The 24,059-nt window shown below is 69.1% G+C and carries 19 protein-coding genes; 11 read left to right on the forward strand and 8 right to left on the reverse strand.

The window, feature by feature from the left end; all coding sequences use genetic code 11:
* Positions 1-34 precede the first annotated feature (34 nt).
* From SBI80_RS24380 to SBI80_RS24395, 4 genes are read left to right on the forward strand one after another with little or no spacing between them, the layout of a single operon-like run.
* Positions 35-1,372 (forward strand): UDP-glucose dehydrogenase family protein, encoded by a 1,338-nt coding sequence (locus SBI80_RS24380; RefSeq protein WP_318977426.1) that lies wholly within the window; start codon positions 35-37, stop codon positions 1,370-1,372.
* Positions 1,373-1,381: 9 nt separating this feature from the next.
* A complete protein-coding gene (locus SBI80_RS24385; protein ID WP_318977427.1) occupies positions 1,382-1,708 on the forward strand; it encodes a DUF1330 domain-containing protein in 327 nt (108 codons plus the stop codon).
* Positions 1,705-3,042: a cytochrome P450 gene (locus SBI80_RS24390; protein WP_318977428.1), complete on the forward strand. Its 1,338-nt coding sequence runs from the start codon at positions 1,705-1,707 to the stop codon at positions 3,040-3,042. The genes SBI80_RS24385 and SBI80_RS24390 overlap by 4 nt, the downstream gene beginning before the upstream one ends.
* A gap of 1 nt (position 3,043) precedes the next feature.
* A complete protein-coding gene (locus SBI80_RS24395; RefSeq protein WP_318977429.1) occupies positions 3,044-3,790 on the forward strand; it encodes a maleylpyruvate isomerase family mycothiol-dependent enzyme in 747 nt (248 codons plus the stop codon).
* Here SBI80_RS24395 and SBI80_RS24400 read toward each other — a convergent pair.
* On the reverse strand, positions 3,787-5,013 hold the full coding sequence (locus SBI80_RS24400) for a YibE/F family protein (RefSeq protein WP_318977430.1): 1,227 nt from the start codon (positions 5,011-5,013) through the stop codon (positions 3,787-3,789). The genes SBI80_RS24395 and SBI80_RS24400 overlap by 4 nt on opposite strands.
* Positions 5,014-5,144: 131 nt before the next feature.
* Between SBI80_RS24400 and SBI80_RS24405 the strand changes: the two genes are divergently transcribed.
* A complete protein-coding gene (locus SBI80_RS24405) occupies positions 5,145-5,603 on the forward strand; it encodes a DUF4304 domain-containing protein (protein ID WP_318977431.1) in 459 nt (152 codons plus the stop codon).
* 6 nt (positions 5,604-5,609) lie between these two features.
* Here SBI80_RS24405 and SBI80_RS24410 read toward each other — a convergent pair whose 3' ends face one another.
* Positions 5,610-6,905, reverse strand: a complete 1,296-nt coding sequence (locus tag SBI80_RS24410) for a pyridoxal phosphate-dependent aminotransferase (protein WP_413232803.1) — start codon at positions 6,903-6,905, stop codon at positions 5,610-5,612.
* A 173-nt stretch (positions 6,906-7,078) separates the two neighbouring features.
* Here SBI80_RS24410 and SBI80_RS24415 point away from each other — a divergent pair, with 173 nt between their 5' ends.
* Positions 7,079-7,492, forward strand: coding sequence for a hypothetical protein (locus tag SBI80_RS24415; protein ID WP_318977433.1), 414 nt, complete (start codon positions 7,079-7,081; stop codon positions 7,490-7,492).
* Between the two features lie 12 nt (positions 7,493-7,504).
* Here the strand turns inward: SBI80_RS24415 and SBI80_RS24420 are convergent, their stop codons facing one another.
* The 3 genes from SBI80_RS24420 to SBI80_RS24430 form a co-directional block, all read right to left on the reverse strand.
* On the reverse strand, positions 7,505-10,510 hold the full coding sequence (locus SBI80_RS24420) for a (Fe-S)-binding protein (RefSeq protein ID WP_318977434.1): 3,006 nt from the start codon (positions 10,508-10,510) through the stop codon (positions 7,505-7,507).
* 268 nt (positions 10,511-10,778) lie between these two features.
* Positions 10,779-13,268 (reverse strand): isoniazid response ATPase/transcriptional regulator IniR, encoded by a 2,490-nt coding sequence (gene iniR, locus SBI80_RS24425; protein ID WP_318977435.1) that lies wholly within the window; start codon positions 13,266-13,268, stop codon positions 10,779-10,781.
* Positions 13,265-15,139 (reverse strand): Hsp70 family protein, encoded by a 1,875-nt coding sequence (locus SBI80_RS24430; RefSeq protein WP_318977436.1) that lies wholly within the window; start codon positions 15,137-15,139, stop codon positions 13,265-13,267. Before SBI80_RS24430 ends, iniR begins: the two co-directional genes overlap by 4 nt.
* Positions 15,140-15,404: 265 nt before the next feature.
* Between SBI80_RS24430 and SBI80_RS24435 the strand changes: the two genes are divergently transcribed.
* From SBI80_RS24435 to SBI80_RS24450, 4 genes are all read left to right on the forward strand, one after another.
* The gene (locus SBI80_RS24435; protein WP_318977437.1) at positions 15,405-15,971 is read left to right on the forward strand and encodes an Rv0340 family IniB-related protein; all 567 of its coding nucleotides are present in this window, start codon (positions 15,405-15,407) and stop codon (positions 15,969-15,971) included.
* 265 nt (positions 15,972-16,236) lie between these two features.
* Positions 16,237-17,277, forward strand: a complete 1,041-nt coding sequence (locus SBI80_RS24440; protein ID WP_318977438.1) for an IniB N-terminal domain-containing protein — start codon at positions 16,237-16,239, stop codon at positions 17,275-17,277.
* Between the two features lie 88 nt (positions 17,278-17,365).
* Entirely contained in the window at positions 17,366-19,234 is a 1,869-nt protein-coding gene (locus tag SBI80_RS24445; RefSeq protein WP_318977439.1) for a dynamin family protein, read from the forward strand.
* Between the two features lie 35 nt (positions 19,235-19,269).
* The gene (locus tag SBI80_RS24450; protein WP_318977440.1) at positions 19,270-20,775 is read left to right on the forward strand and encodes a dynamin family protein; all 1,506 of its coding nucleotides are present in this window, start codon (positions 19,270-19,272) and stop codon (positions 20,773-20,775) included.
* A 27-nt stretch (positions 20,776-20,802) separates the two neighbouring features.
* Here SBI80_RS24450 and SBI80_RS24455 read toward each other — a convergent pair whose 3' ends face one another.
* Positions 20,803-21,240 carry a hypothetical protein gene (locus SBI80_RS24455; protein ID WP_318977441.1) on the reverse strand — a complete coding sequence of 146 codons (438 nt, stop codon included), beginning with the start codon at positions 21,238-21,240 and terminating at the stop codon, positions 20,803-20,805.
* A gap of 407 nt (positions 21,241-21,647) precedes the next feature.
* On the opposite strand from SBI80_RS24455, the gene SBI80_RS24460 reads away from it, so the two are divergent.
* The gene (locus SBI80_RS24460; RefSeq protein ID WP_318977442.1) at positions 21,648-22,418 is read left to right on the forward strand and encodes a LuxR C-terminal-related transcriptional regulator; all 771 of its coding nucleotides are present in this window, start codon (positions 21,648-21,650) and stop codon (positions 22,416-22,418) included.
* 25 nt (positions 22,419-22,443) lie between these two features.
* Here the strand turns inward: SBI80_RS24460 and SBI80_RS24465 are convergent, their stop codons facing one another.
* Positions 22,444-23,376, reverse strand: coding sequence for an LLM class F420-dependent oxidoreductase (locus SBI80_RS24465; RefSeq protein WP_318977443.1), 933 nt, complete (start codon positions 23,374-23,376; stop codon positions 22,444-22,446).
* Positions 23,377-23,428: 52 nt separating this feature from the next.
* Positions 23,429-24,052, reverse strand: a complete 624-nt coding sequence (locus SBI80_RS24470) for a TIGR03085 family metal-binding protein (protein WP_318977444.1) — start codon at positions 24,050-24,052, stop codon at positions 23,429-23,431.
* Positions 24,053-24,059 lie beyond the last annotated feature (7 nt).

A 24,059-nucleotide genomic window follows, 5' to 3' on the forward strand; every position in this document is an offset into this window, starting at 1 on the left:
CGGTTAGCTCATCGCAGCGGCCTATTCAGGCAGTATGCGATGCACTGTGTTCGGTACGGGGTACCTCGGCGCGACCCATGCCGCCGGGATGGCCGAACTCGGTCACGACGTCCTCGGCGTGGACATCGACCCCGGCAAGGTCGCCAAGCTGGCCGCGGGTGACATCCCGTTCTACGAGCCCGGTCTGCGAAAGATGCTGCGCGACAACATCGATGCCGGCCGACTGCAGTTCACCACCGACTACGAGGCGGCGGCCACGTTCGCCGACGTGCACTTCCTCGGCGTGGGGACTCCCCAGAAGAAGGGCGAGTACGGCGCGGATCTTCGCCACGTGCACGCCGTGATCGACGAGCTGGTGCCCCGTCTGACGCGGTCCGCGGTGATCGTCGGCAAGTCGACGGTGCCGGTCGGGACCGCCGCCGAGCTGGTCGAACGCGCCCGCCGGCTGGCGCCCGAGGGCATCACCGTCGAGATCGCCTGGAATCCGGAGTTCCTGCGCGAGGGCTTCGCGGTGCACGACACGTTGCATCCCGATCGCATCGTGCTTGGCGTGCAGGATGATTCGCGGCTCCCCGAGGCCGCGATCCGGGAGCTGTATGCGCCCATCCTCGCCGAGGGCGTGCCGTTCCTGGTCACCGATCTGCAGACCGCCGAGCTGGTGAAGGTTTCGGCGAATGCCTTCCTGGCGACCAAGATCTCGTTCATCAACGCCATCTCCGAGGTGTGCGAGGCGGCCAACGCCGACGTCACCCTGCTGGCCGACGCGCTGGGTTACGACCCGCGCATCGGACGTCGATTCCTAAACGCGGGCTTGGGTTTCGGCGGTGGCTGCCTGCCGAAGGACATCCGGGCGTTCATGGCCCGCGCCGGTGAGCTCGGGGCCAACCATGCGCTGACCTTCCTGCGCGAGGTGGACAGCATCAACATGCGTCGTCGCACCAGGATGGTGGAGTTGGCGACGCAGGCCTGCGGCGGGTCGCTGCTGGGGGCCAACGTCGCCGTCCTCGGCGCCGCCTTCAAGCCCGAGTCCGACGACGTGCGCGACTCGCCCGCGCTGAACGTGGCGGGCCTGCTGCAGCTCAACGGCGCCACCGTCAACGTCTACGACCCCAAGGCCATGGAGAACTCGCAGCGACTCTTCCCGACGCTGAACTACTCCACGTCGGTTCGGGAGGCCTGCGAGCGAGCCGACGCGGTCCTGGTGCTCACCGAGTGGCAGGAATTCGTCGACCTCGATCCTCACGAACTCGCGACCACCGTGCGAGCGAAAGTGGTTGTCGACGGCCGCAATTGCCTGGACGTCGACCGCTGGCGGGACGCCGGCTGGCAGATGCACGCCCTGGGCCGCCGCCTCGCCGCCACCGCGTCGTAACGTGGGGGGATGTCGGTCTACGCACTGAACCTCTTCGACGTCGCCGATCGCGACGAATACCTCGCCTACTCCAAGCGCTCGGTCGCGGAGGTGGCCAGGTACGGCGGACGGGTGGTGGCGCTCGGCAAGTTCCGCGACAACGTCCAGGGTGAGGTCGCCGGGCGGCAGGTGCTGATCCTCGTCGAGTGGCCCGACCGCGACGCCTTCGACGGGTACTGCAACGACCCGACGCTGGCCGACCTGCACGCCCACCGGGAGAACGGCACGTCGGCCTACGTCTGGCAACTCTTCGATCGGTTGGACGATCTGCGACCGGTGCTTAAGCTCGAGGGATGACGCGGGCAGACGGGCCGAAGGTCAAGCAGCGACTGCACTGGTTTGCGCTGCACGGGGTGATTCGCAGTCTGGCGGCCTACGGGGCGAGACGCGGGGACATGCAGGGCAGGCTGATCGCCGATCCCGCGGTGCGCGCCGACCCCGGTCGCTTCGCCGACGAGCTCCACGCGCGCGGCCGGATGGTGCGCGGCCGCGCCGCGTGGCTGACCGCCGACCACGCGCTGGCCCATCAACTCCTGCGCTCCGACGACTTCTCGGTCACGGCGATCGGGCGCACCCTGCCGGGTCCGCTGGGCTGGCTGGAGCAGAAGACGTCGGTCAAGGGACGGCTGCATCCGCTGCTCCCGCCGTCGATGCTGTCGGTCGAGCCGCCGGAGCACACCCGCTACCGCAAGACGGTGTCGTCGGTCTTCACCACCAGAGCCGTTGCCGCCCTTCGAGATCGGGTGCAGGCAGCCGCCACCGCGCTGCTCGACGGGATCGACGCCGCGCCGCAGGAGCGCGTCGACGTCGTCGACCTCTACTGCTCACAGCTGCCCGTCACCGTCATCGGCGACATCCTCGGCGTCCCCGACCACGACCGCCCGCGCATCCTGGAATTCGGTGAGCTCGCGGCCCCCAGCCTCGACATCGGACTGTCGTGGGAGCAGTACCTCAGCGTGGAGCGCGGGCTGGACGGCTTCAACGCGTGGCTGGCGCGGCACCTGGGTCACCTCAAGCGCCACCCCGGCGACGATCTGATGAGCCAGATCATCCAGGCGGGCGACGACGGAACCCGTCTGAACGACGAGGAACTGCGGGCCACCGCGGGCCTGGTGCTCGCCGCGGGCTTCGAGACCACGGTGAACCTGCTGGGCAACGGCATCCGGATCCTGCTGGAGCATCCCGACCAGCTGGCCCTGCTCCTGGAGAACCCCGAGCTCTGGCCGGGCGCCGTCGAGGAGATTCTTCGCCTGGAGTCGCCGGTGCAGCTCAGCGCCCGCATCGCCCGGGTCGGCACCGAGGTGGCGGGCCACCGGGTCCTGGCCGGTGAACCCGTCATCCTCTACCTGGCCGGCGCCAACCGTGACCCGCAGGTCTTCATCGATCCCCACCGCTTCGACGTCACCCGCGAGAACGCCGGCAAGCACCTGTCGTTCTCCGGCGGTCGGCACTTCTGCCTTGGTGCTGCCCTGGCCCGCGCCGAGGGCGAAGTGGGGCTGCGGACGTTCTTCGAGCGCTACCCCCACGCGCGGCTGGACGGTGCGGGCAGCCGCCGCGACACCCGGGTGCTCCGCGGATGGTCGACGCTGCCGATCCGGCTCGGCGAGGCGCGTACGGCGGTACCGTCCTAGCGTGGACTTCCGCGCAACGTTGCTCGGGGAGACCCGGGCCCTCGGTGACGTCATCCGTACCGCCGACCCCGAGACTCCGGTGCCGTCGTGCCCCGGATGGACCATGAATCAGCTGCTCAAACACGTGGGCCGCGGCCACCGCTGGTCGGCGCAGATCATCGCCGAACGCCGCCGCGAGCCCCTCGATCCGCGCGAGGTCCGCGACGGCAAACCGCCCTCCGACCTCGATGGTGCGATCGCGTGGCTCGACGACGGAGCGCAGCTGGTCATCGACGCCGTCGACCGCGTCGGGGCCGAGACCAGGGTGTGGACGTTCACCGGAGCACGGCCGGCGGGATGGTGGATTCGGCGGCGCGCCCACGAGGCGATGGTGCACCGCGCCGATGCCTGCCTGGCCATCGGCAGCGCCTTCGAGGTGCCCGCCGAACTGGCCGCCGACGGCGTGTCCGAGTCGATCGGCCTGTCCATCGCCGGCGCCGACCGGCACCGGCCGCCGCTGCCACGTGGCTCGTCGCTGCACCTGCACGCCACCGACGACGGCCTCGGTCCGACGGGGGAGTGGATGATCTCCCATGACGAGGACGGCCTGCAGTGGTCCCACGATCACGGCAAGGGTGACGCGGCGGTCCGCGGCCGCGCCGTCGACCTGCTGCTGGCGCTCACCCGGCGCCGTCCCGGCACCGATGGAGTCGAGGTACTCGGCGACGTCGCGCTCTGGGAGTCTTGGCTCGGCAGCACGCCGTTCTAGGCCGTACGCGGGCCTGCCGTCGCCAGCACGGCGGCGATGCCGGTCGTCAGCGGCACCGACAACGCCAGCGCGATGCCGCCCACCGCCGACCTGGCGATCTCGATGGCCACGCTCTCGCTGGTCAACACGTCACCGAGGGAACGGTTGGCGACGCTGAACAGCAGCAGCAGCGGCAGCGCGCTGCCGGCGTAGGCCAGCACCAGCGTGTACACCGTGCTGGCGATGTGATCGCGGCCGACCCGCATGGCACCGACGAAGATGGCGCGGCGGCCTGCGCCGTGCTCGGCGATCTCGAACGCCGTGGCCGCCTGGGTCACGGTGACGTCGTTGAGCACGCCGAGGGATCCGATGATGAACCCGGCGAGCAGCAGACCGGTGATCGATACGTTGCCGAGGTAGGCGGCCACCTCGTTGTTCTGGTCCTCCGACAGTCCGGTGAGGTGGGCCAATTCGATTGCCGCCCAAGATAATAGGGCGGCGAGCAGTAACGCACTCAGCGTCCCGAGCAGGGCCGCGCTGGTACGCAGACTGACCCCGTGTGCCAGATAGATGACGGCGTAGAGGATCGCTCCCGAGGCCACCAGCGAGACGGGAACGGCGGGCGCTCCGTCGCGCAATGCGGGCAGCAGGAACACCACCAGGACGGCGAACGCCACCACGATGCCGACCAGGGCGCGCAACCCGCGCCAGCGGGCCACCGCGACGATGACGATCGCGAAGGCCGCGGCCAGCAGTGACAGCGGCCACGCCCGCTCGAAGTCGAAGAACGCGTATGTCGTGGTGCCGTTCTGGTCGACCTGTCGGCTGATCCGGACGTCGTCACCCACCGCGAGGCTCGGCTGACCGGGACCGCCGCTGAACTCGAGCAGCGTGCTGGCGCCGGTGTTCGGACCGGAGTCGATGCGCACCAGCGACTGCACGCACTGTCCGTTCCCTGGCGGGGCAGCGATCGGGGCCGAGGTCAGCACACCGCCTGCCGAAGGGCTGCCGCACGGGGCCTGCGCACTGGACGACACGTGGCCGGACTCCGTGGTGACCGCACCGCCCGCCGCATTCTGGAACGGTAGTGGTATGTCCACGCCCTGGTGGCTGGGCCACAGCAATGCCATCCCCGCGACGACGGCGACGCCCAGCGCGACGAGCAGCCCGACGACGATCTTGGCGGCCAACGGACCCAGCGGCGCGGGTCCGGATGGGAGGGAATGCGAATGCGAGTGCGCCACCCGGACAGGGTAGATGGCGCGGGTGCGCGCTCGACGCGCCCGAAGCCTGCGCAGCCAGATGCCCGGCAACCGGAAGGGTTCTCCCAGAGATGGCGCGGTTGGTGCACTCGTCGTCGGCCTAGGCTTCGATCATGGAACGAGGGGGACATGCCGCGGCCGATGATCGATCGAGTGAAGGATCGGGGTTCGGGCATCGGTTCGAACTCCTGCTGCACGACGCCATCCGTCCGTTCCTCCGGGCGCACGGCTTCACCAGATCCGGCCCGACGTTTCACCGCAACCGGGCGATGCTGCACGACCGGATCGGCTTTCAGCAGGATCGCCTCGACGACGTCGCTCAGCGGCACGCATTTCGCGTCGACGTCGCCGTCGGATCCACCGAGACGGACTACGTGGTTCAGCGCCCGTGGCAGGACGTGGTGCCCGGGTTGCCGGCCGAGGTCCGCTTCGACGATGCGACCGACATGGTGGCGCTCGCGGACGGCCTCTGCGACGGGCTGCTGCGAGTCATCACCGTGCTCGACGAGTTCGACTCCACGGCAGGGCTTCTGCAGTACGCGGCCGATCAGGGGCTGCTCGACGAGGGCTGAGCGTACCTACTGGCGGTAGCTGGCCAGGAAGTTGCCGAGCCGGTCGATGGCGTTGGCCAGATCCCGGGCCCACGGCAGGGTGACGATGCGCAGGTGATCCGGTGCGGGCCAATTGAATCCAGTGCCCTGGGTGACCAGGATCTTCTCCTGCAGCAGCAGGTCCAGCACCAGCTGTTCGTCGTCGTGAATGTCGTGCACCTCGGGGTCCAGCCGGGGGAACGCGTACAGTGCGCCGTCGGGCTTGACGCAGGAGACGCCGGGAATCTCGTTGAGCTTGTTCACCGCCACGTCGCGCTGCTCCAGCAGGCGCCCGCCGGGAAGCACCAGATCCTCGATGCTCTGGTGCCCGCCAAGGGCGACCTGAATGGCATGCTGCGCAGGGACGTTCGGGCACAGGCGCATGTTCGACAGCAGGCTGATGCCCTCGATGAAGCTGGACGCGTGCTCCTTGGGTCCGGTGATGACCAGCCAACCCGATCGGTAACCGGCCACCCGGTACGCCTTGGAGAGGCCGTTGAAGGTCAGGCACAGCAGATCGGGCGCCACCGAGGCCAGCGGAATGTGCGTGGCCTCGCCGTAGAGGATCTTGTCGTAGATCTCGTCGGCGAGCAGCAGCAGCTGGTGCTTGCGGGCCAGGTCCACCATCTGCTGCAGCACCTCGCGGCTGTACACGGCGCCGGTCGGGTTGTTCGGGTTGATCACGACGAGCGCCTTGGTGCGATCGGTGATCTTCGACTCGAGGTCGGCGATGTCGGGCATCCAGCCCTGCGTTTCGTCGCACAGGTAGTGCACCGGAGTGCCGCCGGCCAGTGCGGTCGAGGCCGTCCACAGGGGGTAGTCGGGCGCGGGGATGAGTACCTGGTCACCGTTGTCCAACAGCGCCTGCAGCGTCATCGTGATGAGTTCGGAGACGCCGTTGCCCAGGTACACGTCGTCGATGTCGAACCGCGGGAACCCCTCGACCAGCTCGTAACGGGTGAACACGGCGCGGCGGGCGCTGGGGATGCCCTTGGAGTCCGAATACCCCTGGGCGTACGGCAGGGCCTGGATCATGTCCCGCATGATGACGTCCGGAGCCTCGAAGCCGAACGGCGCGGGGTTGCCGATGTTGAGCTTGAGGATGCGGTGCCCCTCGGCCTCCAGCCTGGCGGCGTGATCGTGTACCGGCCCGCGAATCTCGTAGAGAACGTCCTGCAGTTTGGTCGACTGCGCGAACGTGCGTTGCCGGGGCTGATGGCCGGTGTGCCAGGGCAGCTGGTGCGTGCTCACGGGGTCGATCATCCCACGTGCGTACAACTGCATTTCCTGGCCGACGCCCACAGCCCGGGTCCCCGCGCCCGGTTTGCCGTCGATTCCGCGTCACATCGGACACGATCAGGCGAAACCTGGGTACATTCCGGGGGATCGCGTCCTACTGGCTGTTAACTTGCTGGGTCCCCTTCGATGGGAAGGTGCCGACCCGGAAGGTGCACGCGATGACGCTGCATATCACCCGCTCGCTGGCCACGGCAGCGGCACTCGTGGCGACCGCCGCCGTGCTGGCAGCCCCGGCCTCCGCGGATCCACCATTGCTGAACGGTGCTTACACCGGGGGCGACGATCAGAACGTCTGGACGATCGCGACCAGTTGCGGTGCCGCAGGCTGCACCGGCACGGTGGCCAGCAATCAGGGTTGGACGGTCCCGACGACGTTCGCCAATGGCACGTGGAACTTCACGGTCACCAAGCCCGACGGCGTCATCTGCGATGACGGCAGCTATGCGCCCGCCTACATCTCGCTGGCGGTCGACCCGGTCACGCTGGCCGGAACGATCTCCACCGACTCCAACTACGGCTGCCCTGGCGGTGACATCAGTCAGGTCCCGTTCCAGCTCCGCGCGGCGGGCTGACCGCTCCGTGCCCTAGCGCTTGCCGGGACGGCGAACCCCCGGAGCGATGCCCAGCCCCTTCACCGGCGGTTCGGGCTTGGCGGGTTCGGCGGCTGCGACCGGCTCGTCCGCTGGTTCGGCCTCGGTGGATGGGGTCTCTGGCTCTGGCTGCGGCTTCGGCTCAGCGGCTTTCGCCGGCGCTGCGGCCTTCTTGCTGCCCGGTCGCTTGGCGATCGCGAGGCCCTTGACCGGGGGTTCCTGAGCAGTGGGCTCGGCGGCGGCTGGTTCCGGGGTCGCCTCGACCGCAGTGGCCTCGGCGGGCGCTGCCGCGGCAGCTGCCGGTGCGGCCTCGCTCGTCGCGGGCGCGGCCTTCTTGCTGCCGGGACGCTTGGCGATGCCGAGCCCCTTGACGGGCGGTTCATCCTTGGCCGGTTCGGCGGCGGGTGCAGCTGCCGGCGCGGCTTCGGTGGCCGGTGCGGTCTCGCTGGTCGCGGGCGCGGCCTTCTTGCTGCCTGGTCGCTTGGCGATGCCGAGCCCCTTGACGGCGGGTTCGGCCGATTCGGCCGGCGCAGCCTCGGTAGCCGGGGCGGCCTCCGCAGCCGGCGCGGCAGCCTTCTTGCCACCCGGCTTGCGGGCGATGCCGAGACCGCCCTTGGCCGGGGCGGCGGGCGCGGTGGTGGTCTCGGCCTTGGCGGGCTCGGGCGCGGTGGCCGGTTCGGCCTTCACTTGCTGCGGCTCCGCGGCCGGTTCGGCTTCGGCGGGAGCGGTGGCTGCCCTCGCGGCCGCGGCCTCCGCGGCGGCGCCCTTGGCGGGCAGCGTCACGGAATCCTTGTCCAGCGCGGCGAGCAGAAGCTGGGCCACGTCGAGGACCTCGGCCTCCTTGCCCATCTCCTCCGCGCGGTCGCCGACGCCGTCGGTCATCATCACGCGGCAGAACGGGCAGCCCGTGGCCACCTTGGAGGCGTTGGTGTTGAGGGCTTCCTCGGCCCGCTCGTGGTTGACGCGCTTGCCGATGTGCTCTTCCATCCACATCCGCGCACCGCCGGCACCACAGCACAGGCCGCGGTCGGCATGGCGTGGCATCTCGGTGAGCGTGGCGCCCGAGGCGCCGATCAGCTCGCGCGGCGCCGCGTATTCCTTGTTGTGCCGCCCGAGGAAGCACGGGTCGTGGTAGGTCACGTCCTGGCTGACGGGGCTCACCGGGACGAGCTTCTTGTCGCGGACCAGTCGGTTCAGCAGCTGGGTATGGTGCACCACCGTGTAGTTGGTGCCCAGCTGCGGGTATTCGCGGCCGATGGTGTTGAAGCAGTGCGGGCAGGTGGCGACGATCTTGCGGTCGACCGTCTCGACGCCCTCGAACACGCCGTTGATGGTCTCGACGTTCTGGGCAGCCAGCTGCTGGAACAGGAACTCGTTGCCGGCCCGTCGTGCCGAGTCACCGGTACACGTCTCACCGGAGCCCAGCACCAGGAACTTCACGCCTGCGGTGGCCAGCAGTTCGGCGACGGCCTTGGTGGTCTTCTTCGCGCGGTCTTCCAGGGCACCGGCGCAGCCGACCCAGAACAGGTACTCGAAGCCGTCGAAGGAATCCACGTCCTCGCCGTAGACCGGCACGTCGAAGTCGACCTCGTCGATCCACTTCGTCCGCTCCTTGGCGCTCTGGCCCCAGGGGTTGCCGCTGCGCTCGAGGTTCTTGAACAGGCCGTTGAGCTCACCGGGGAACTCGGATTCGACCATCACCTGGTAGCGGCGCATGTCGACGATGTGGTCGATGTGTTCGATGTCGACCGGGCACTGCTCCACGCAGGCACCGCAGTTGGTGCACGACCACAGGACGTCGGGATCGATGACGCCACCCTGCTCGAGGGTTCCGACGAGCGGACGGGTGGCCTGCTCGGGTCCGGAGCCGAGGATGCGCTCGAAGCCGGACTCGGGTACCGCATGCGTCTCGGCGTGCTTCTCGCCGCGCAACTCCTCGCCGATGCCACCCTCGGAGGTGTTCTCCAGCGGGGTTTCCTTGTCGCCGAGGATGTACGGCGCCTTGGCGAACAGGTGGTCGCGCAGGTTCATGATGACGAGCTTGGGCGACAGGGGCTTTCCGGTGTTCCACGCCGGGCACTGCGACTGGCAGCGGCCGCACTCGGTACACGTGGTGAAGTCGAGGTAGCCCTTCCAGGTGAAATCCTCGATCTTGCCGCGGCCGAGGACGGCGTCTTCGGCGGGATCCTCGAAGTCGATGTACTCACCCTTGTACTCCATCGGCAGCAGCGGGCCGAGGGCGTTGGGCAGGCGCTTGAACGTCACGTTCACCGGGGCGAGACCGATGTGAAGGTGCTTGGAGTGCAACACGATCAACAGGAAGACCAGCATGACGCCGATGTGCAGCATCAGCGCGACGGTCTCGATGATCTCGTTGGCAGTGTGACCCAGCGGTTCGAGCGCCGCGCCGATGCCGTGCGAGAAGAACGCGCCCCAGCCGTACGGCAGGTTGCCGGTGGCGACCGCCGCGCCGCGGAACAGCGCGTAGGTCCAGATGACGTTGAAGATCATGAACAGGATCAGCCAGGCGCCGCCGGTGTGCGAACCGTAGAAGCGGGAGTCGCGGCCGTATTCCTTGGGCTCGGAGCGGAGCCGAATGATCGAGAAGGTGATGATGCCGAACAGCACCGCGAGCGCGAAGAAGTCCTGCAGGAAGCCCAGCGCATCCCAGTGGCCCACGAACGGGATGGCGAACTTGGGGTCGAACAGCACACCGTAGGCCTCGAGGTAGACGGTGGCCAGGATGAAGAAGCCCCACATGGTGAAGAAGTGGGCGATGCCGGGGATGGACCAGCGCAGCAGTCGAGTTTGCCCGAAGACCTCGGTGAACTGGGTGGTGATGCGGGTCTTGAGGTCGTCCTTGCGGGCGCCCTCGTCGATCGTCTTCTGACCCGAGCTGATCAGGTTCACCAGGAACATGACGCGCTTGGCCGCGAAGGCCAAGACGATGGCCGTCATGAGAAGGCCGATGGTCATTCTGATCAGAGTCTGCGTGTCCACGCGCGCCTCCCGGGTTGAAGCTACCGGTCAGTAAGGAGTCGGTTACTGGGCGGTAACTTTCGCTAGATGCCAGCTCATAGTGGCATCCGTGAGTTCGGCATCGCCACGAAGGTTTACCTAACTCACCGGTTGGTTGCCTCGCCGGACCCGAGCGCTCGTGGACCCCCGGAACGGGCTTCGGCCGAACTGTCGCTGCTTGCGACACCCGACTCGGCCCGGCGGTGAGGACGTCCGACGGGCCGAACCTGCCGGGTTGCTGTGGCGGTTGTCACGTTCGCGGAGACTCCAGGATGGCCCGCAACATCGACATCAACTCGGATCGCGATTCCGCACCGAGCCGGCGCCGGATGCGTGCGACGTGATGCTCGACGGTCTTCGCCGAGATGAACAACTGGCTACCGATGTCGCGGTAGGGCATGCCCTGCAGGAGCAGCTCGGCGACCTCGCGCTCGCGATCGGACAACCTCGCGGTCGGCGTGGCGGCGGGTCCCCGCGGTGGCACCGGGGCGGTCGCGGGGGTGACGGGCGGCGCGACGTCCTCCTCCCCGCCGGTCGCGGTGAACTTGAGATCGCGGGCCAGCTGCAGCATCGCCCCCGAGACGCGACCGTCGGGGGTTTGCAGGGCGGCCTGGCTCGCCAGCCGGGTCGCATCCCAGGTCAGCCCGAACTGCGCGAGTGCCCGCGCCGCTGCCGTGACCTCGTCGACGTCGACGTGGTTGGCCAGCACCCGCAGCCACGAGCGGCCGGCGGTCGAGAGCGCGCGTGCGAACGGGCTGTGGACGGCGGCGGCGGTCAGTGCCTGACCATGCGGCGCCACCGAACCGGGCGAGTTCGCCAGGATGCCCGCGTGCACCCCGGACCAATGCAGCGGAACCGACCACAGGGGCGGATCATCTAGCAGGCCAAGCAGTTCGAAGGCCTGGTCGACGGCGGGTTGAATGAGGTCCACCTGCCGCAACCGGGCCGCCGCGACCCACAGCTCGCCGAGCGGGAGCAGCGCATAGAGGTCCATCGAGTAGTCGGCGAGCACCTCCATGGCAGCGTGCCAGTGCTTCTGCACCGCGCCGCTGTCGCCACCGCGGCGGGCGACGGCAGTCTGCAGCGCGGCCGCCCAGAGCGCGTCGCGCCGGTGCAGATCGCGGCCCGCGACCGACGCGGCGTCTGCACCGGCCGCGGTGAGCTGACCGTCGAGCATGCGTGCCCACCCGAGCAGCAGCGTGTGGCGGTACCCGGTGAAACCCCGATCGTCACCGGTGCCGCGCACCGCCCGCCCGATCGCCCCGCGGGCCCGCACTGAGTCACCGGCGTGCAAGGCGACCAGCGTGACGAGCGCCGCGGGCGCATCCGGGGTGACGACGGCCGCCGGCTGCTCGGTCATCGACTGCGCCAGGCGGGCAACGGCATTCGGGTAGGGACCCGACAGCGTCGCGAGTAGTCCCTCGGTCAGACCGCGGGCAGCCCGGGCGGTCGACGTGGGCGGTCCCGACGAGTCGATCTCCGATGCCGCCCGCGCCGTGGCGAGATCGCCCACCCCGAGTGCGGCGACGACCGCGGTGGCTCCGACGACGGCGTCGGCGTACGGCCCCAGCCAGCGGACCAACTCGACCGCCTGCGTGGCACGCCCGTCGTGCATGGCGATGCTGGCGGCGATCCGAACGGCCGCGGCCCGCTCGGCAGCCACCTCGGACCCCAGCAACTCGTCGGCCAGCCGACCCGCGGTGGCGCAGTCACCGGTCAGCGCGAGGGCATCGGCGAGGGCGGCGCTCACCTCGCTGGCGCCGACCCTGGTCGCTGCGCGGTACAACCGGGCGGCGATCGCGGCGTCGTCCCGGTGGCGGACGGCGAACTCGGTCAGGGAATTGGCCAGCCGGGCGTCGCGTAAGCCGTGTTCGGCGAGGATGAGCGCGAGATCCATTGACAGCGTGGACTTCTCGAGCTGGGTGTGGAGCAGCGCCGCTTCGACGTCACGGTGGTGCGCCGCGCCGACGATCTGTGCGAGCGCGCCGTGCAGGGACCGCGTGAACGCGGCGTCGTGCGATGGCGCAATCAAGCCGCTGGCCCTGGCGACGTCGACGAGTCGCCGGGCCTGCTCCTGATCCGTGTCGAGCGCCGCGGCGACGTCGTCGGGACCGATGTCACCGCTGAGCGACGAGAGCAGCAGGGTGTCGAGCACGCGCTCGTCGACCCGTCGCAGGCGCTCGATGAGCGCGACGCGGGCAGCGGTGGCGATCGCCTCGGTCGGGGAGGCGCCGGCACGATCGGCCGCCGCGGCGATGGCGGCGTCGACGAGGAACGGCAAGCCCGCGGTCGCGTGCATCGTCGCCTCGACGTACTCGGTCGTCGGAGCCACCCCGAGGACGTCCAGCGCTCGGCGGTGCACGTCCTCGGTCGAGAGGGGGTCGAGCGAGATGACGGGCGCCTCCCGCGACAGCGCGGTGCGCAGGCTGGCCAGCGCCGGCCGATGGGACAGCGGCTCGGTGGCGATCACGATCGTTCTCGCGGGATCGCCGACCAGGCCGGCCAGCTCACGCAGTTCCTCGTCGGTCAGCAGCTGGGCGTCGTCCACCACGATGGCCGATGCCTGGGGATCGCCGTCGCGCGGCGGTCTGGCGAGCACCGTCATGCCCGCGGCGCGAAGGGTGCTCCGGATCTGGGCGAGCAACGAGGTCTTGCCGGTGCCGACACCGCCGGACACCAGCATCGTCGCGGGCTCGCTCGGCGCCGATGCCATCGCCGCGACCGCGTCGCTCGCGATCACTGACCCTGGGGTACCACCGGGGCGAGCGTCGTCGTCGGCGCAGGCACCACGGACGTCGGGGCGGACGCCTGCGAGGTCGGCGTCTGCGGCGGCGGGGCCACCGTCGTGGTGGTCGTGACGGGCGGCCTCGTGGTGGTCGTCGTCACCGGCTGCGTCGTGGTCGTGGTGGTCGTTGGCGGTGTCGTGGTGGTCGTCGGCGGGGTGGTGGTGGTCGTGGTGGTCGTCGTGGTGGTGGTGGTCGTCGTCGTGGTCGTCGTGGTGGTGGTGCTCGACGTGGACTCGGTCGTCGTCGTCCCGGACGTCGGTGAGTCGGACGTCGACTGGGTGGACGGGGTCGACGTGCCGTTGGACGCACTGCTCTGCGAGGACGGCTCGACCTTGGTGGACAGGCTGGTGGTCACCAGGCCGTTGGCACCCGTCGAGGAGATCGTCACGATCTCGGTAACGGTGCCGCTGTCGGTCGAGTTGCCGGTCAGCGTGACCGCGAAGCCGCCGATGGCCAGCAGCACGGCGGCCGCGGCCGCGCCGAACAGCACGGGGGGCCGTTTGTACCAGGCCAGCGGCGCCGAATCGGGAAGGTCGTCCTCCTCCTCGTGGGCGAACGCGATCTCCGGCCTGGCGCCGGTGGCCGAGTACTCGGAGGCGTAGTCAGCTCCGGCGTAGGGCACGGGCTCACCGTCGGGAGCGTCGTCCTGCGACCACGCCAGTGCACCCGAGTCCGATGTCCCCGCTGGTGGAGCACCCGCCGCCCAGCCCATCGTCGGCGCCAGCCCGGTCGCGGCGTCGGCGGCCGGTGCCATGCCGGTCGGGGCGAGCCCCGTCTGTGCGTCGTCGAAGCCAGCCGCCGCGGCGATGGCCGCGCCCGCGGCGATGCTCAGCACCGGAATGGGGGTGGTGACGACGGGGGCCCGCAGATGCTCGGATAGTCGCTGGGTGACCAACGGGATCGCCGCGCCGCCGCCGACCGTGGCGACCGCGGAGATGGCCGCCGGTGGAATGCGATGGCGCTGCAACGTCTCCGAGATGGCCGACAGCAGGCCGTTCAGCGGCTGATCGACGAGTCGCTCGAGTTCGGGCCGCGTGACTCGGACGTCGGAGGAGTAACCGGGAAGCTCGGCCTGGAGCACGGTGGCGGTCTCGGCCGACAGCCGCTCCTTGGCTGCGCGGCACTCGTCGCGCAGCCGGGCCAGCGAACCCACCGCCGCCGTACTGCCCGGATCCGCCGAGTTGGCCTCGGCGATGCCGGTGACGACGTGGTTGAGCAACGCCTGGTCGACGAGGTCGCCGGAGAAGTCGGGATACCTCACGGTCGTGCCGATGATGGCCAGGCCGGCGGCCGCGTCGGCCAAGCTGATACTGGTGCCACCGCCACCGAAGTCGCACAGCACCACGACGCCGTCGGCGGGCAGGCCCGGGGCAGTGCGCAACCCGGCGAGGGCGGCGACCGAATCGGGGATCAGGGTGGCGGGGACGCCGTTCGGCGAAAGGATTGGCTTGGCCTGCAACGCATTTCGCAGCGTGGCAATGACCGCGGGACCCCAGTGCGCGGGCACCGCGATCGCGACGGGAGCACCGCCGCCGGCCGCCCGAGCTAGCACGTCGAGCGCCTCGACAAGGACGGTCTCGGCGCGATGGGAGGAGCCGTCGGCGGCCACCAGCGGTACCGGGTCACCGACCCGTTCGACGAACCCGGTCAGCACCAGCCCTGGTTCGTTCGGGCCGGGGAGGCTGCCGACCTCGGGCGCGCGATTCGGGTACACCGTCAGCACCGACCGTCGGGTGACGGGCGCGGCGCCAACGCGGGCGGCCACCAGATTGGTGGTGCCGACGGACAATCCGAGTGGCTGGTTCTGGCCGAACGGCTCGCTCATGAAACTGCACATCCCCTTGTCGGGTGGAAGTGATCAGCCCTCACCATAGCGGCTGACCGGTCGAGTACCTGGCGCAATCCCCCTAAGGGTGTCGAGCCCCTAATGGGCGACCCCCTAATGGGATACCGGCGACGGGGGGTCCGGCACCGATCACAAGTGGGTGATCGGTCGATAACATTCCATCTGAACGGAGCTGCCTCGGTCTTCGTCACCGGCATCGGCCCGGGCAAGCCCTCGATCCACCGAGCGAGAAGGAGGTGTCACCGTGGCCAATTCGCTACTCGACTTCGTCATGTCGCTGGTGCGCGATCCCGACGCCGCCGCCCAGTATGCGGCCAATCCCGCGCAGGCCATCGCCGACGCCAACCTGACCGGAGTGACCAGTGTGGACGTCAATCACCTGATCCCTGTCGTCGCGGAGTCGATGTCGACCGTGGTGCCCTCCGGTTCGGTTCCGGCGGGGGCCGACACGCTGCTGGACTCCGCGCACAACGTGTGGGCCAGCGGAGCGGCGACGGCCGCCTTCGACGCGTTCGATGACCACCTGCCGCTTCAGGGTGCCGACGTCGTCGCAGATCACGTGCCCACGGTGGCCAATGTCATCCAGCAGCCGGAGGACTCGGCGCCGGCGATCGTCGACCACGGTTTCGACGTCGCGGACGTGCCGTCGGTCGCGACGGTGACGGATGCGCCGACGGCGTTCGACGCACCCGTCATCGACGATCTGCACGTCCAGGACGTCAGCTCTGCCGACGACGCGCATCACGCGATCGGCGCGGTGGACGACCATGTCGACCACCCGCAGGACCACGGGTTCGACATCTTCACCTGAGCTGGCGCCGACCAGTACGACTCCCCGCAGCGCGGCCAGAAATGGCCGCGCTGCGGCCGTATTGGGGCAGGTTCTCGGCGCCCCCGTAACCCCTGAGCTCAACCCCTAATCCCCTAACGAATTCCCCGGGGGGACCCCGCAATGGCCCCGGCGGGCGAGGGGTGGCGGCCCCGTTACCGAAGTGTCGACGGGGCCCATAACGTAGTCACCAGATCGCCGAGAGACCGGCGACACGACCTGAACACCACGACCGAAGGGCACTCTCATGACGAACCTCATCGACTACATCCTCGACCTGTTCCGCAGCCCCGACGTGGCCGCCACCTTCGTCCGGGACCCCGACGGCGCCCTGCGCGACGCCGGCCTCCCGAACGTCAGCGCCGCGCAGCTCCAGGCGGTCGCCGCGAGCGCTGCCCCGGCCGGGGTGTTCCTCGGCGGCGGCGATCCGGTCTACGGTCTGCAGACCGCGGTCGCGAGCTACCACAACATCCCCGCGGCCTTCTCCCCCCAGACGGCCTTCTCGCCCCAGACCGACTTCGCCAGCCACAACGCCACCGAGGTCGCCAGCAACAACGACTTCATGAGCCCCGACCAGTCCGCCGGAGCGAACGCGCAGAACGGCGCGTTCAACCTCGGGTTCGGCGACATCACCTTCGGTGACAAGACCAGCAACACCGCTACCAACGGCGGCGTCGTGAACACCGGCACGGCCGGCCACATCGACACCACCAGCGTCAACGGTGACGGCAACGTCGTCGGCCACGGCAACAACGCCAATACCGGCGTCATCGAGGCCGGCAGCCACTCCCCGATCATCGTGGGCGAGGGCAACGAGACCTCGGTCAAGGACACCTCCCAGCACTCCGGTGGCGACATCATCGACGGCAATCAGGGCACGGTCATCAAGGACAACGACATGTCCGGCGGACACGGTGGCAGCGCGGGCGCCAGCGGCGGTGGCGGACTCCTCGGCATCGGCACGGGCGGCAACGAGGCCACTGCCGGCAACGGCGGCAGCGGCGGGTCGATCATCGTGAGCGACCACGGCAACCATTCGAACACCTCGGCTACGACCGTCGGCGGAAACCAGACCACCGTTGGTCATGACCTGGGCAGTGGCAACAGCACCAGCGTCGACTCCTCCACCCACACCGCCACCACGGTGCACGAGGACAACACGTTCGCGCCGGACAACTCGACCCACACCGACAGCTCCGTGCACAGCGACAACACCTTCTCGCAGGAGAATTCGCTGCACCAGTCGGCCGACACCCACATCCAGCCCGACACCCACATCGGGTTCTAGGAACCACCCACCGCGACTGGCGGGGACCGCGTCGACGGTCCCCGCCAGTCCGCACGTCTAGCCTTGGTTGGCGAGAAGAGAGACGGCAATGACGCAACCGAACGAACCCGGCAACGGCACGGCCGGTGGACCGGCCAGACCGGTCAAGGTCATCGTCGAATTGATCGACCACAGCAGCAGGATCGCCGGGGACTACGAGCGGGGTGACCTGATCGCCCGGCTCGCCAGGGCCAAGGAGCGCATCAGCGACCCCCAGATCCGGGTGGTCATCGCCGGGCAGCTCAAGCAGGGCAAGAGCCAGCTGCTGAACTCGCTGCTCAACGTTCCGGTTGCCCGCGTCGGTGACGACGAGAGCACCACGCTCGTCACCGTCGTGTCCCATGGCGAACAGGCCTCGGCGCGGATCATCGTCGCCAGGGGTGAGGGTGCGCAACCGGAAGCCGTCGAGATCCCGGTGGCCGAGCTGCGCAACGACCTGCGCCACGCCCCGCAGGCCGGCGGCCGGGAGGTGCTGAGGGTCGAGGTCACCGCGCCGAGTCCGTTGCTGCGCAACGGACTGACCTTCATCGACACCCCGGGGGTCGGGGGCCACGGGCAGCCGCACCTGTCGGCGACGCTGGGCCTGCTGCCCGATGCCGACGCCATGCTGATGGTCAGCGACACCAGCCAGGAATTCACCGAGCCCGAGATGACCTTCATCCGGCAGGCCCTCGAAATCTGTCCAGTGGCAACCATTCTCGCGACCAAGACCGACCTGTACCCACACTGGCGCGAGGTCGTCGCCGCCAACGTCGCCCACTTGGGGCGGGCGGGCGTGGACGTTCCGATCGCCCCCGTCTCCTCGGTGCTGCGCAGCCACGCGATAGCGACTGACGACAAGGAGCTCAACGAGGAGTCGAACTTCCCGGCGATCGTCAAGTTCCTCAGTGAGAAGGTGCTCAGTCGCGAGAACGACCGGGTGCGAGACCAGGTGCTCGCCGAAGTGCGTTCGGCCGCAGAGCATTTGACGATGACCGTGGAGACCGAGCTGGCCTCGATCAACGATCCCGACGCCAGGGACGCGATGAACGCCGATCTCGAGCGGCGCAAGCAGGAGGCGCAGGACGCCTTGCAGCACACCGCCCTGTGGCAGCAGGTCCTCAACGACGGCATCACCGACCTCGTGGCCGACGTCGACCACGACATGCGGGCGCGGTTCCGCGCCATCACCCAACACACCGAGCAGGTCATCGACGGGTGCGACCCCACCCAGCATTGGGCCGAGATCGGCGCGGAGCTGGAGAACGCCATCGCCACGGCCGTGGGCGACAACTTCGTCTGGGCCTACCAGCGGGCCGAGGCGCTGGCCCAGGAGGTGGGACGCACCTTCGCCGAAGCTGGGCTCGACGCGGTCAAGATGCCGCAAATCAACGCCCGCGAGATGGGTGCGGGGCTCGGTGAGATGAAGTCCCTGTCGCGGCTGGAGGCTAAACCGATCGGCAAGGGCCACAAGGTCGTCACCGGCATGCGCGGTTCCTACGGTGGCGTGCTGATGTTCGGCATGCTGACGTCCTTCGCCGGCCTGGGCATGTTCAATCCGCTCTCCCTCGGCGCAGGCCTGTTCCTTGGGCGCAAGGCCTACAAGGAGGACATGGAGAACCGCATGCTGCGGGTGCGCAACGAGGCAAAGACCAACGTTCGACGCTTCGTCGACGACGTGTCGTTCGTCGTCGGCAAGGAATCCCGCGATCGGCTCAAGGGCGTCCAGCGGCAGCTGCGTGACCACTACCGCGACATCGCCAATCAGACGACGCGCTCGCTGAACGAGTCGCTGCAAGCCTCCCTCGCCGCCGCCAAGATGGAGATGGACGAGCGCGACACCCGCGTGCGGGAGCTCGAGCGCCGGCTGAACATCCTCAGGCAGGTCACCGAACACGCAGTCAACCTGTCGCCGAAGCCCGAGGCCGCCACCACCTGACCTCGCAGGCAACGTCGCTAAGCTGGGCAACCGACATGAGCACCAGCGATCGAGTACGCGCGATCCTTGGCGGTGCCATGCAGGCCTATCGCAGCGATCCGGCCTACGCGAACCGGCCCGACGTGCACTCCGAGCTGGACTGGATCGGCAGGCGGCTCAACGAGCCGATCCGCGTCGCGCTCGCCGGAACGCTCAAGGCCGGCAAGTCGACATTGGTGAACGCCCTGGTCGGGGAGGACATCGCCCCGACCGATGCCACCGAGGCGACGCGCATCGTGACGTGGTTTCGCAACGGCGCCACCCCGAAGGTGACCGCCAACCACCGCGGCGGCCGGCGCACGAACGTGCCGATCGTCCGCGAGGCCGGTGGCTCGTCCGAGCGCCGCGGGCTGACCTTCGAGTTCGGCAGCCTGGATCCCGACGACGTCGTCGATCTCGACGTGGAGTGGCCTGCCGCCGAGCTCATCGACACCACCATCATCGACACGCCCGGAACCTCGTCGCTGAATCGCGACGTATCGGAGCGGACGCTGCGGCTGCTGGTTCCCCAGGACGGAGTGCCCCGCGTGGATGCCGTCGTCTTCCTGCTGCGCACGCTCAACGCCCCCGACATTGCACTGCTCCAGCAGATCGGCACGTTGGTAGGCGGGTCGTCGGGCGCGCTTGGCGTCATCGGCGTCGCCTCGCGGGCCGACGAGATCGGTGCCGGCCGCATCGACGCGATGCTGTCCGCCAAGGACGTCGCGACCAGGTTCACCGCGGAGATGGACAAGACGGGAATCTGTCAGGCCGTCGTCCCGGTGTCGGGGCTGCTCGCGCTGACGGCACGCACGTTGCGGCAGAGCGAGTTCGTGGCGCTGGAGAAGTTGGCCGGCGTCGACCCCGGTGAGCTGAGCAAGGTGATGCTGTCGGTCGATCGCTTCGTGCGCGAGGACGATTCGCTTCCCGTCGACGCCGTCACGCGCAGGGCGCTGCTGGAACGCTTTGGCATGTTCGGCATCAGGATCTCGATCGCGGTGCTGCGGGCCGGGATCTCCGATTCGGTGGCGCTGGCCGACGAATTGCTCGAGCGCAGCGGGCTCATCGCGCTGCGCGACGTCATCGACCAGCAATTCGCGCAGCGGTCGGATCTGCTCAAGGCGCACACCGCGCTGCTGTCGCTGCGACGCGTCGTGGAGGCCAATCCGATCTACGCAACCCCCTACATAGTCGCCGACATCGACCCCCTGCTTGCCGACACCCACGCGTTCGAAGAGCTGCGCCTGCTCAGTCAATTGCGTTCGCGGCCAACGACGTTGAACGAGGACGAGATGGCGTCCCTGTGCCGCATCATCGGCGGTTCCGGTACCGATGCCGCCAGCCGGCTGGGGTTGCAGCCGGACGCCCCGTATGACGGTCCGCGCGCGGCGTTCGCGGCGGCCCAGCGGTGGCGCCGGCGCGCCGACCACCCGCTCAACGACCCGTTCACCACGCGCGCCTGCCGCGCGGCGGTGCGCAGCGCCGAGGCCATGGTCGCCGACTTCGCGGCCCAAGGCCGTTGAGGGCCGGACCGCCGACGCAGCCCGGCGCTACCCCTGGGGGCGTGGGTAGAGCGTGCGGGTCTCGTTGAACCTGGGCCGGTTTCGACCGTCGTCGTAGGTCGACGGAGTCCGCGTGTGGGGCAGGTTCGACGGGTTGTAGGACGTGGTGGTCTCCGTGCTGGTGCTCGGGGTGGTCGACGTGTCGCCGGGATTGATGTCGGTCGTCAGCGGGGGACTAGTGCTGGTGATCGTCTCGGTACTGGTGGTGGGCGTGGTCGACGAGGTGCTGCTGTCCCACGAGCTGGGTTCCGGGAGGTAGGGGGCCGCCGGGCTTGGCGCGTCCGACCCGCCGGTGAGGTAGGAGATGGCGAACCAGAGCACCCCGATCGCGGCGAGCGCCCCAAGGCTGGCCCCGACGACGGTCGACGTCCGCTCGTGCCACGCCGGTTCCTCGCGTTGGAACTCGTCGTCGCGGTCGCGGGTCACGACGTCCGATAGTAATCGCGGACGCCTCCTGCGCCCCGAGTCGGACGGTGGCGGGCGCCCCAGGGCCGGCGGAGGGGATCGTGTCACCGTTGCCAGCTCGCGGGCGTACCCGCAAGAGCTGTCGTTCACTCGACGCAGACGTGCAGATGTGGCAAATGAGACGAGGGATGCGGACGGGGTCGGTTGAGAGACCGTTTCCGAACCATTGACCCAGATAGAACTGTCCATTGCGATCACGCCTAGCCGATGATGTGCGTGGGCGCGCGACTTTGGCAATCTTTGGTGCCGACCGAAGAAGTATTGACGGAGGCGTGACAAATTGCGATGCAGGCCTCATGATGTAGCCGGAGGGGCTCGCCATGCCGGGTGGGCGATGAGAAGTCGGGGGACTGATGAGGGTGGAAAGCGTGGCACCAGGGGCGGCGGCGCCGGGACTCGTCGGCGGCGTTTCGAGGAATTGGTCGTTGAGCGCCGGGTGTTCGCGGGGGCCGCAGTGGGTCGATGCCGAGCACGACCTGGGGCCAAGGGCGAACGTGCTGATCGTCGACGACTATGCGCTCTATCGCGACAACCTCGCGGCCGCGGTCACCGCCGACGGCGCCACCGCGGCCAGCGTGGCGTGGGACGAGGAATCGTTGGGCGTCGCCTTCGAGCTGCGGGTCCCAGACGTCGTCCTGGTGAACATGGCGACCCGTGCCAGCGGTGCCCTGCTGCGGGCGGTGTTCGCCGCCCATCCGGGCGTCCGGGTCATCGTCCTGGGCATCTCTGAGGACGACGAGTCGCAGATCGTCGCCTGTGCCGAGGCTGGTGTCGCGGGGTATCACCTGCGCAGCGACTCGCTCGACGAGCTGGTCGACCTCATTCGCCGGGTCTCGCGCGGGGAGTCGTCGTGCTCACCCCGGATCGCGTCGATCCTCCTGCGCCGGTTGTCGACGCTGGCGTCTCGGCGCCAGCCGGAGGACAAGGGCGTGGTGCTGACCTCCCGTGAGCGCGAGATCCTCGGGCTGCTGGACCAAGGCCTGTCCAATCAGGACATCGCCTCGCAGCTGTGCATCGCGGTTCACACGGTCAAGAACCACGTGCACAGCGTGTTGACCAAGCTCGACGCGCGCAGCCGCACCGAGGCAGTGGCCCGGTTCCGCGCGACCCGCGGCCCCGAACTGGCTCAGCTGGGCTAGCGGTCAGGTCGAATTCGCCGGCGCGTCAGCTGAATTGACCGGCGATCTCACTGGCGAAGAACTCGACGTGTTCCAGATCGGACATGTCGAGTACCTGGAGGTACACCCGCGCAACGCCCGCGTCGATGAACGGTCCGAGCTTGTCGACGATCTCCGCCGGGGTTCCGACGGCGGGCGAATTGCCACGCAATTCGTCGACCTCGCGGCCGATCGCCTCGGCTCGCTTGGCGATCTCGGAATCGTTGCGACCGGCGCAGACGACGAACGCCGCTGAATACGTCAGTGAGTCGGCGGCCCGGCCGGCCTTCTCGACCGCGGTGGCTACGCGGCCGAACTGGGCGGTCAGTGTGTCGAGGTCGGCGAACGGCATGTTGAACTCGGAGGCGAACCTTGCGGCCAGGGCGGGGGTGCGCTTGGGGCCGCCGCCGCCGATGATGATCGGCGGGTGCGGGGACTGTACGGGTTTGGGCAACGCGGGCGAGTCCTTGACCGTGTAGGTGCTGCCCTGGTAGTCGAAGGTCTCCCCGATGGGCGTGCTCCACATGCCGGTGAGGATGTCCAACTGTTCGCTCAGCCGGTCGAACCGCTCGCCCAGCGGCGGGAACGGAATGGCGTACGCCTCGTGCTCGGCTTCGAACCATCCCGCACCGACACCGAAATCGACACGGCCGCCGCTCATCTCGTCGACCTGCGCGACCGAGATGGCCAGTACGCCGGGGTGCCGGAACGTGGCGGAGGTGACCATGGTGCCGAGCCTGATGGTCGACGTCTCGCGCGCGATGCCGCCGAGGGTGACCCAGGAGTCCGTCGGTCCGGGCAGGCCGTCGCCCGCCATGGCGAGATAGTGGTCGGAACGGAAGAACGCCGAGTACCCGGCTGCCTCCGCGGTCTTGGCAACGGCCAGTTGGTCTCCGTAGGTGGCGCCCTGCTGGGGTTCGACGAATACGCGGAAGTCCATCTGCTCAGCCTAATCGGCAATCCACCGAACCCCTACGCGGCTCCAGGTCTGGCTAGAGCCCGCGGCTGCTGTCCTGCAGTGCGGCCACTGCGTCGTCGTCGCCGGTGAAGGTGATCCTGGCTTCGTCGCGTCCCGAGATGAACAACAGGAGCTCGCCCGGCTCGCCCGTGGCCACCACGGCGGGTCCCTTGCCCACGGTGGCCAGGGTCTTGCCCGCCGGCGTGCGCAACGACACCTGGACGGGCGCCTTGGACAGCGTCATCCGTGACATCAAACCGACCTGGCGGGCCAGGGCCGAGGTGGTCTCGTCGTCGAGCACCCGTGGCTCCCAACCTGATTCGGCGCGACGGACGTCCTCGTGGTGGATGAACATCTCGGCGACGTTGACGAACGGGTCGAGGAGCTTGAACGGCGACAGCAGGGGCGGGCCCGACGCGATCTTGTCCAGCAGGACGTTCCAGTCGTTCTCGGCGGCCACCTGGTTCTGTACCCTCTCGGTGTAGCCGGCGAAGGCGGGCACCATGATGCCCGGCGCGGCATCGATCCGGCGCTCCCGGATGACGAGGTGGGCGGCGAGATCACGGGTGGTCCAGTCCCCGCACAGCGTCGGGCGTTCGGGCCCGACTCCGCGCATGGTGGTGACGAGCGCGGCGCGTTCCCGTTGGGCAACGGTCATGTTCGGT

Origin of the sequence: Mycolicibacterium sichuanense (genome assembly GCF_033741125.1) — a bacterium.
Taxonomy (GTDB): domain Bacteria; phylum Actinomycetota; class Actinomycetes; order Mycobacteriales; family Mycobacteriaceae; genus Mycobacterium.

Bases quoted from the DNA above. Each gene is read 5' to 3' on its own strand.
- SBI80_RS24450 (WP_318977440.1), top strand. From the start codon at position 19,270: ATGAGCACCAGCGATCGAGTACGCGCGATCCTTGGCGGTGCCATGCAG.
- SBI80_RS24385 (WP_318977427.1), top strand. From the start codon at position 1,382: ATGTCGGTCTACGCACTGAACCTCTTCGACGTCGCCGATCGCGACGAA.
- SBI80_RS24440 (WP_318977438.1), top strand. From the start codon at position 16,237: ATGACGAACCTCATCGACTACATCCTCGACCTGTTCCGCAGCCCCGAC.
- SBI80_RS24380 (WP_318977426.1), top strand. From the start codon at position 35: ATGCGATGCACTGTGTTCGGTACGGGGTACCTCGGCGCGACCCATGCC.
- SBI80_RS24390 (WP_318977428.1), top strand. From the start codon at position 1,705: ATGACGCGGGCAGACGGGCCGAAGGTCAAGCAGCGACTGCACTGGTTT.
- SBI80_RS24415 (WP_318977433.1), top strand. From the start codon at position 7,079: ATGACGCTGCATATCACCCGCTCGCTGGCCACGGCAGCGGCACTCGTG.
- SBI80_RS24430 (WP_318977436.1), bottom strand. From the start codon at position 15,139: ATGAGCGAGCCGTTCGGCCAGAACCAGCCACTCGGATTGTCCGTCGGC.
- SBI80_RS24410 (WP_413232803.1), bottom strand. From the start codon at position 6,905: ATGCAGTTGTACGCACGTGGGATGATCGACCCCGTGAGCACGCACCAG.
- SBI80_RS24405 (WP_318977431.1), top strand. From the start codon at position 5,145: ATGGAACGAGGGGGACATGCCGCGGCCGATGATCGATCGAGTGAAGGA.
- SBI80_RS24445 (WP_318977439.1), top strand. From the start codon at position 17,366: ATGACGCAACCGAACGAACCCGGCAACGGCACGGCCGGTGGACCGGCC.
- SBI80_RS24465 (WP_318977443.1), bottom strand. From the start codon at position 23,376: ATGGACTTCCGCGTATTCGTCGAACCCCAGCAGGGCGCCACCTACGGA.
- SBI80_RS24470 (WP_318977444.1), bottom strand. From the start codon at position 24,052: ATGACCGTTGCCCAACGGGAACGCGCCGCGCTCGTCACCACCATGCGC.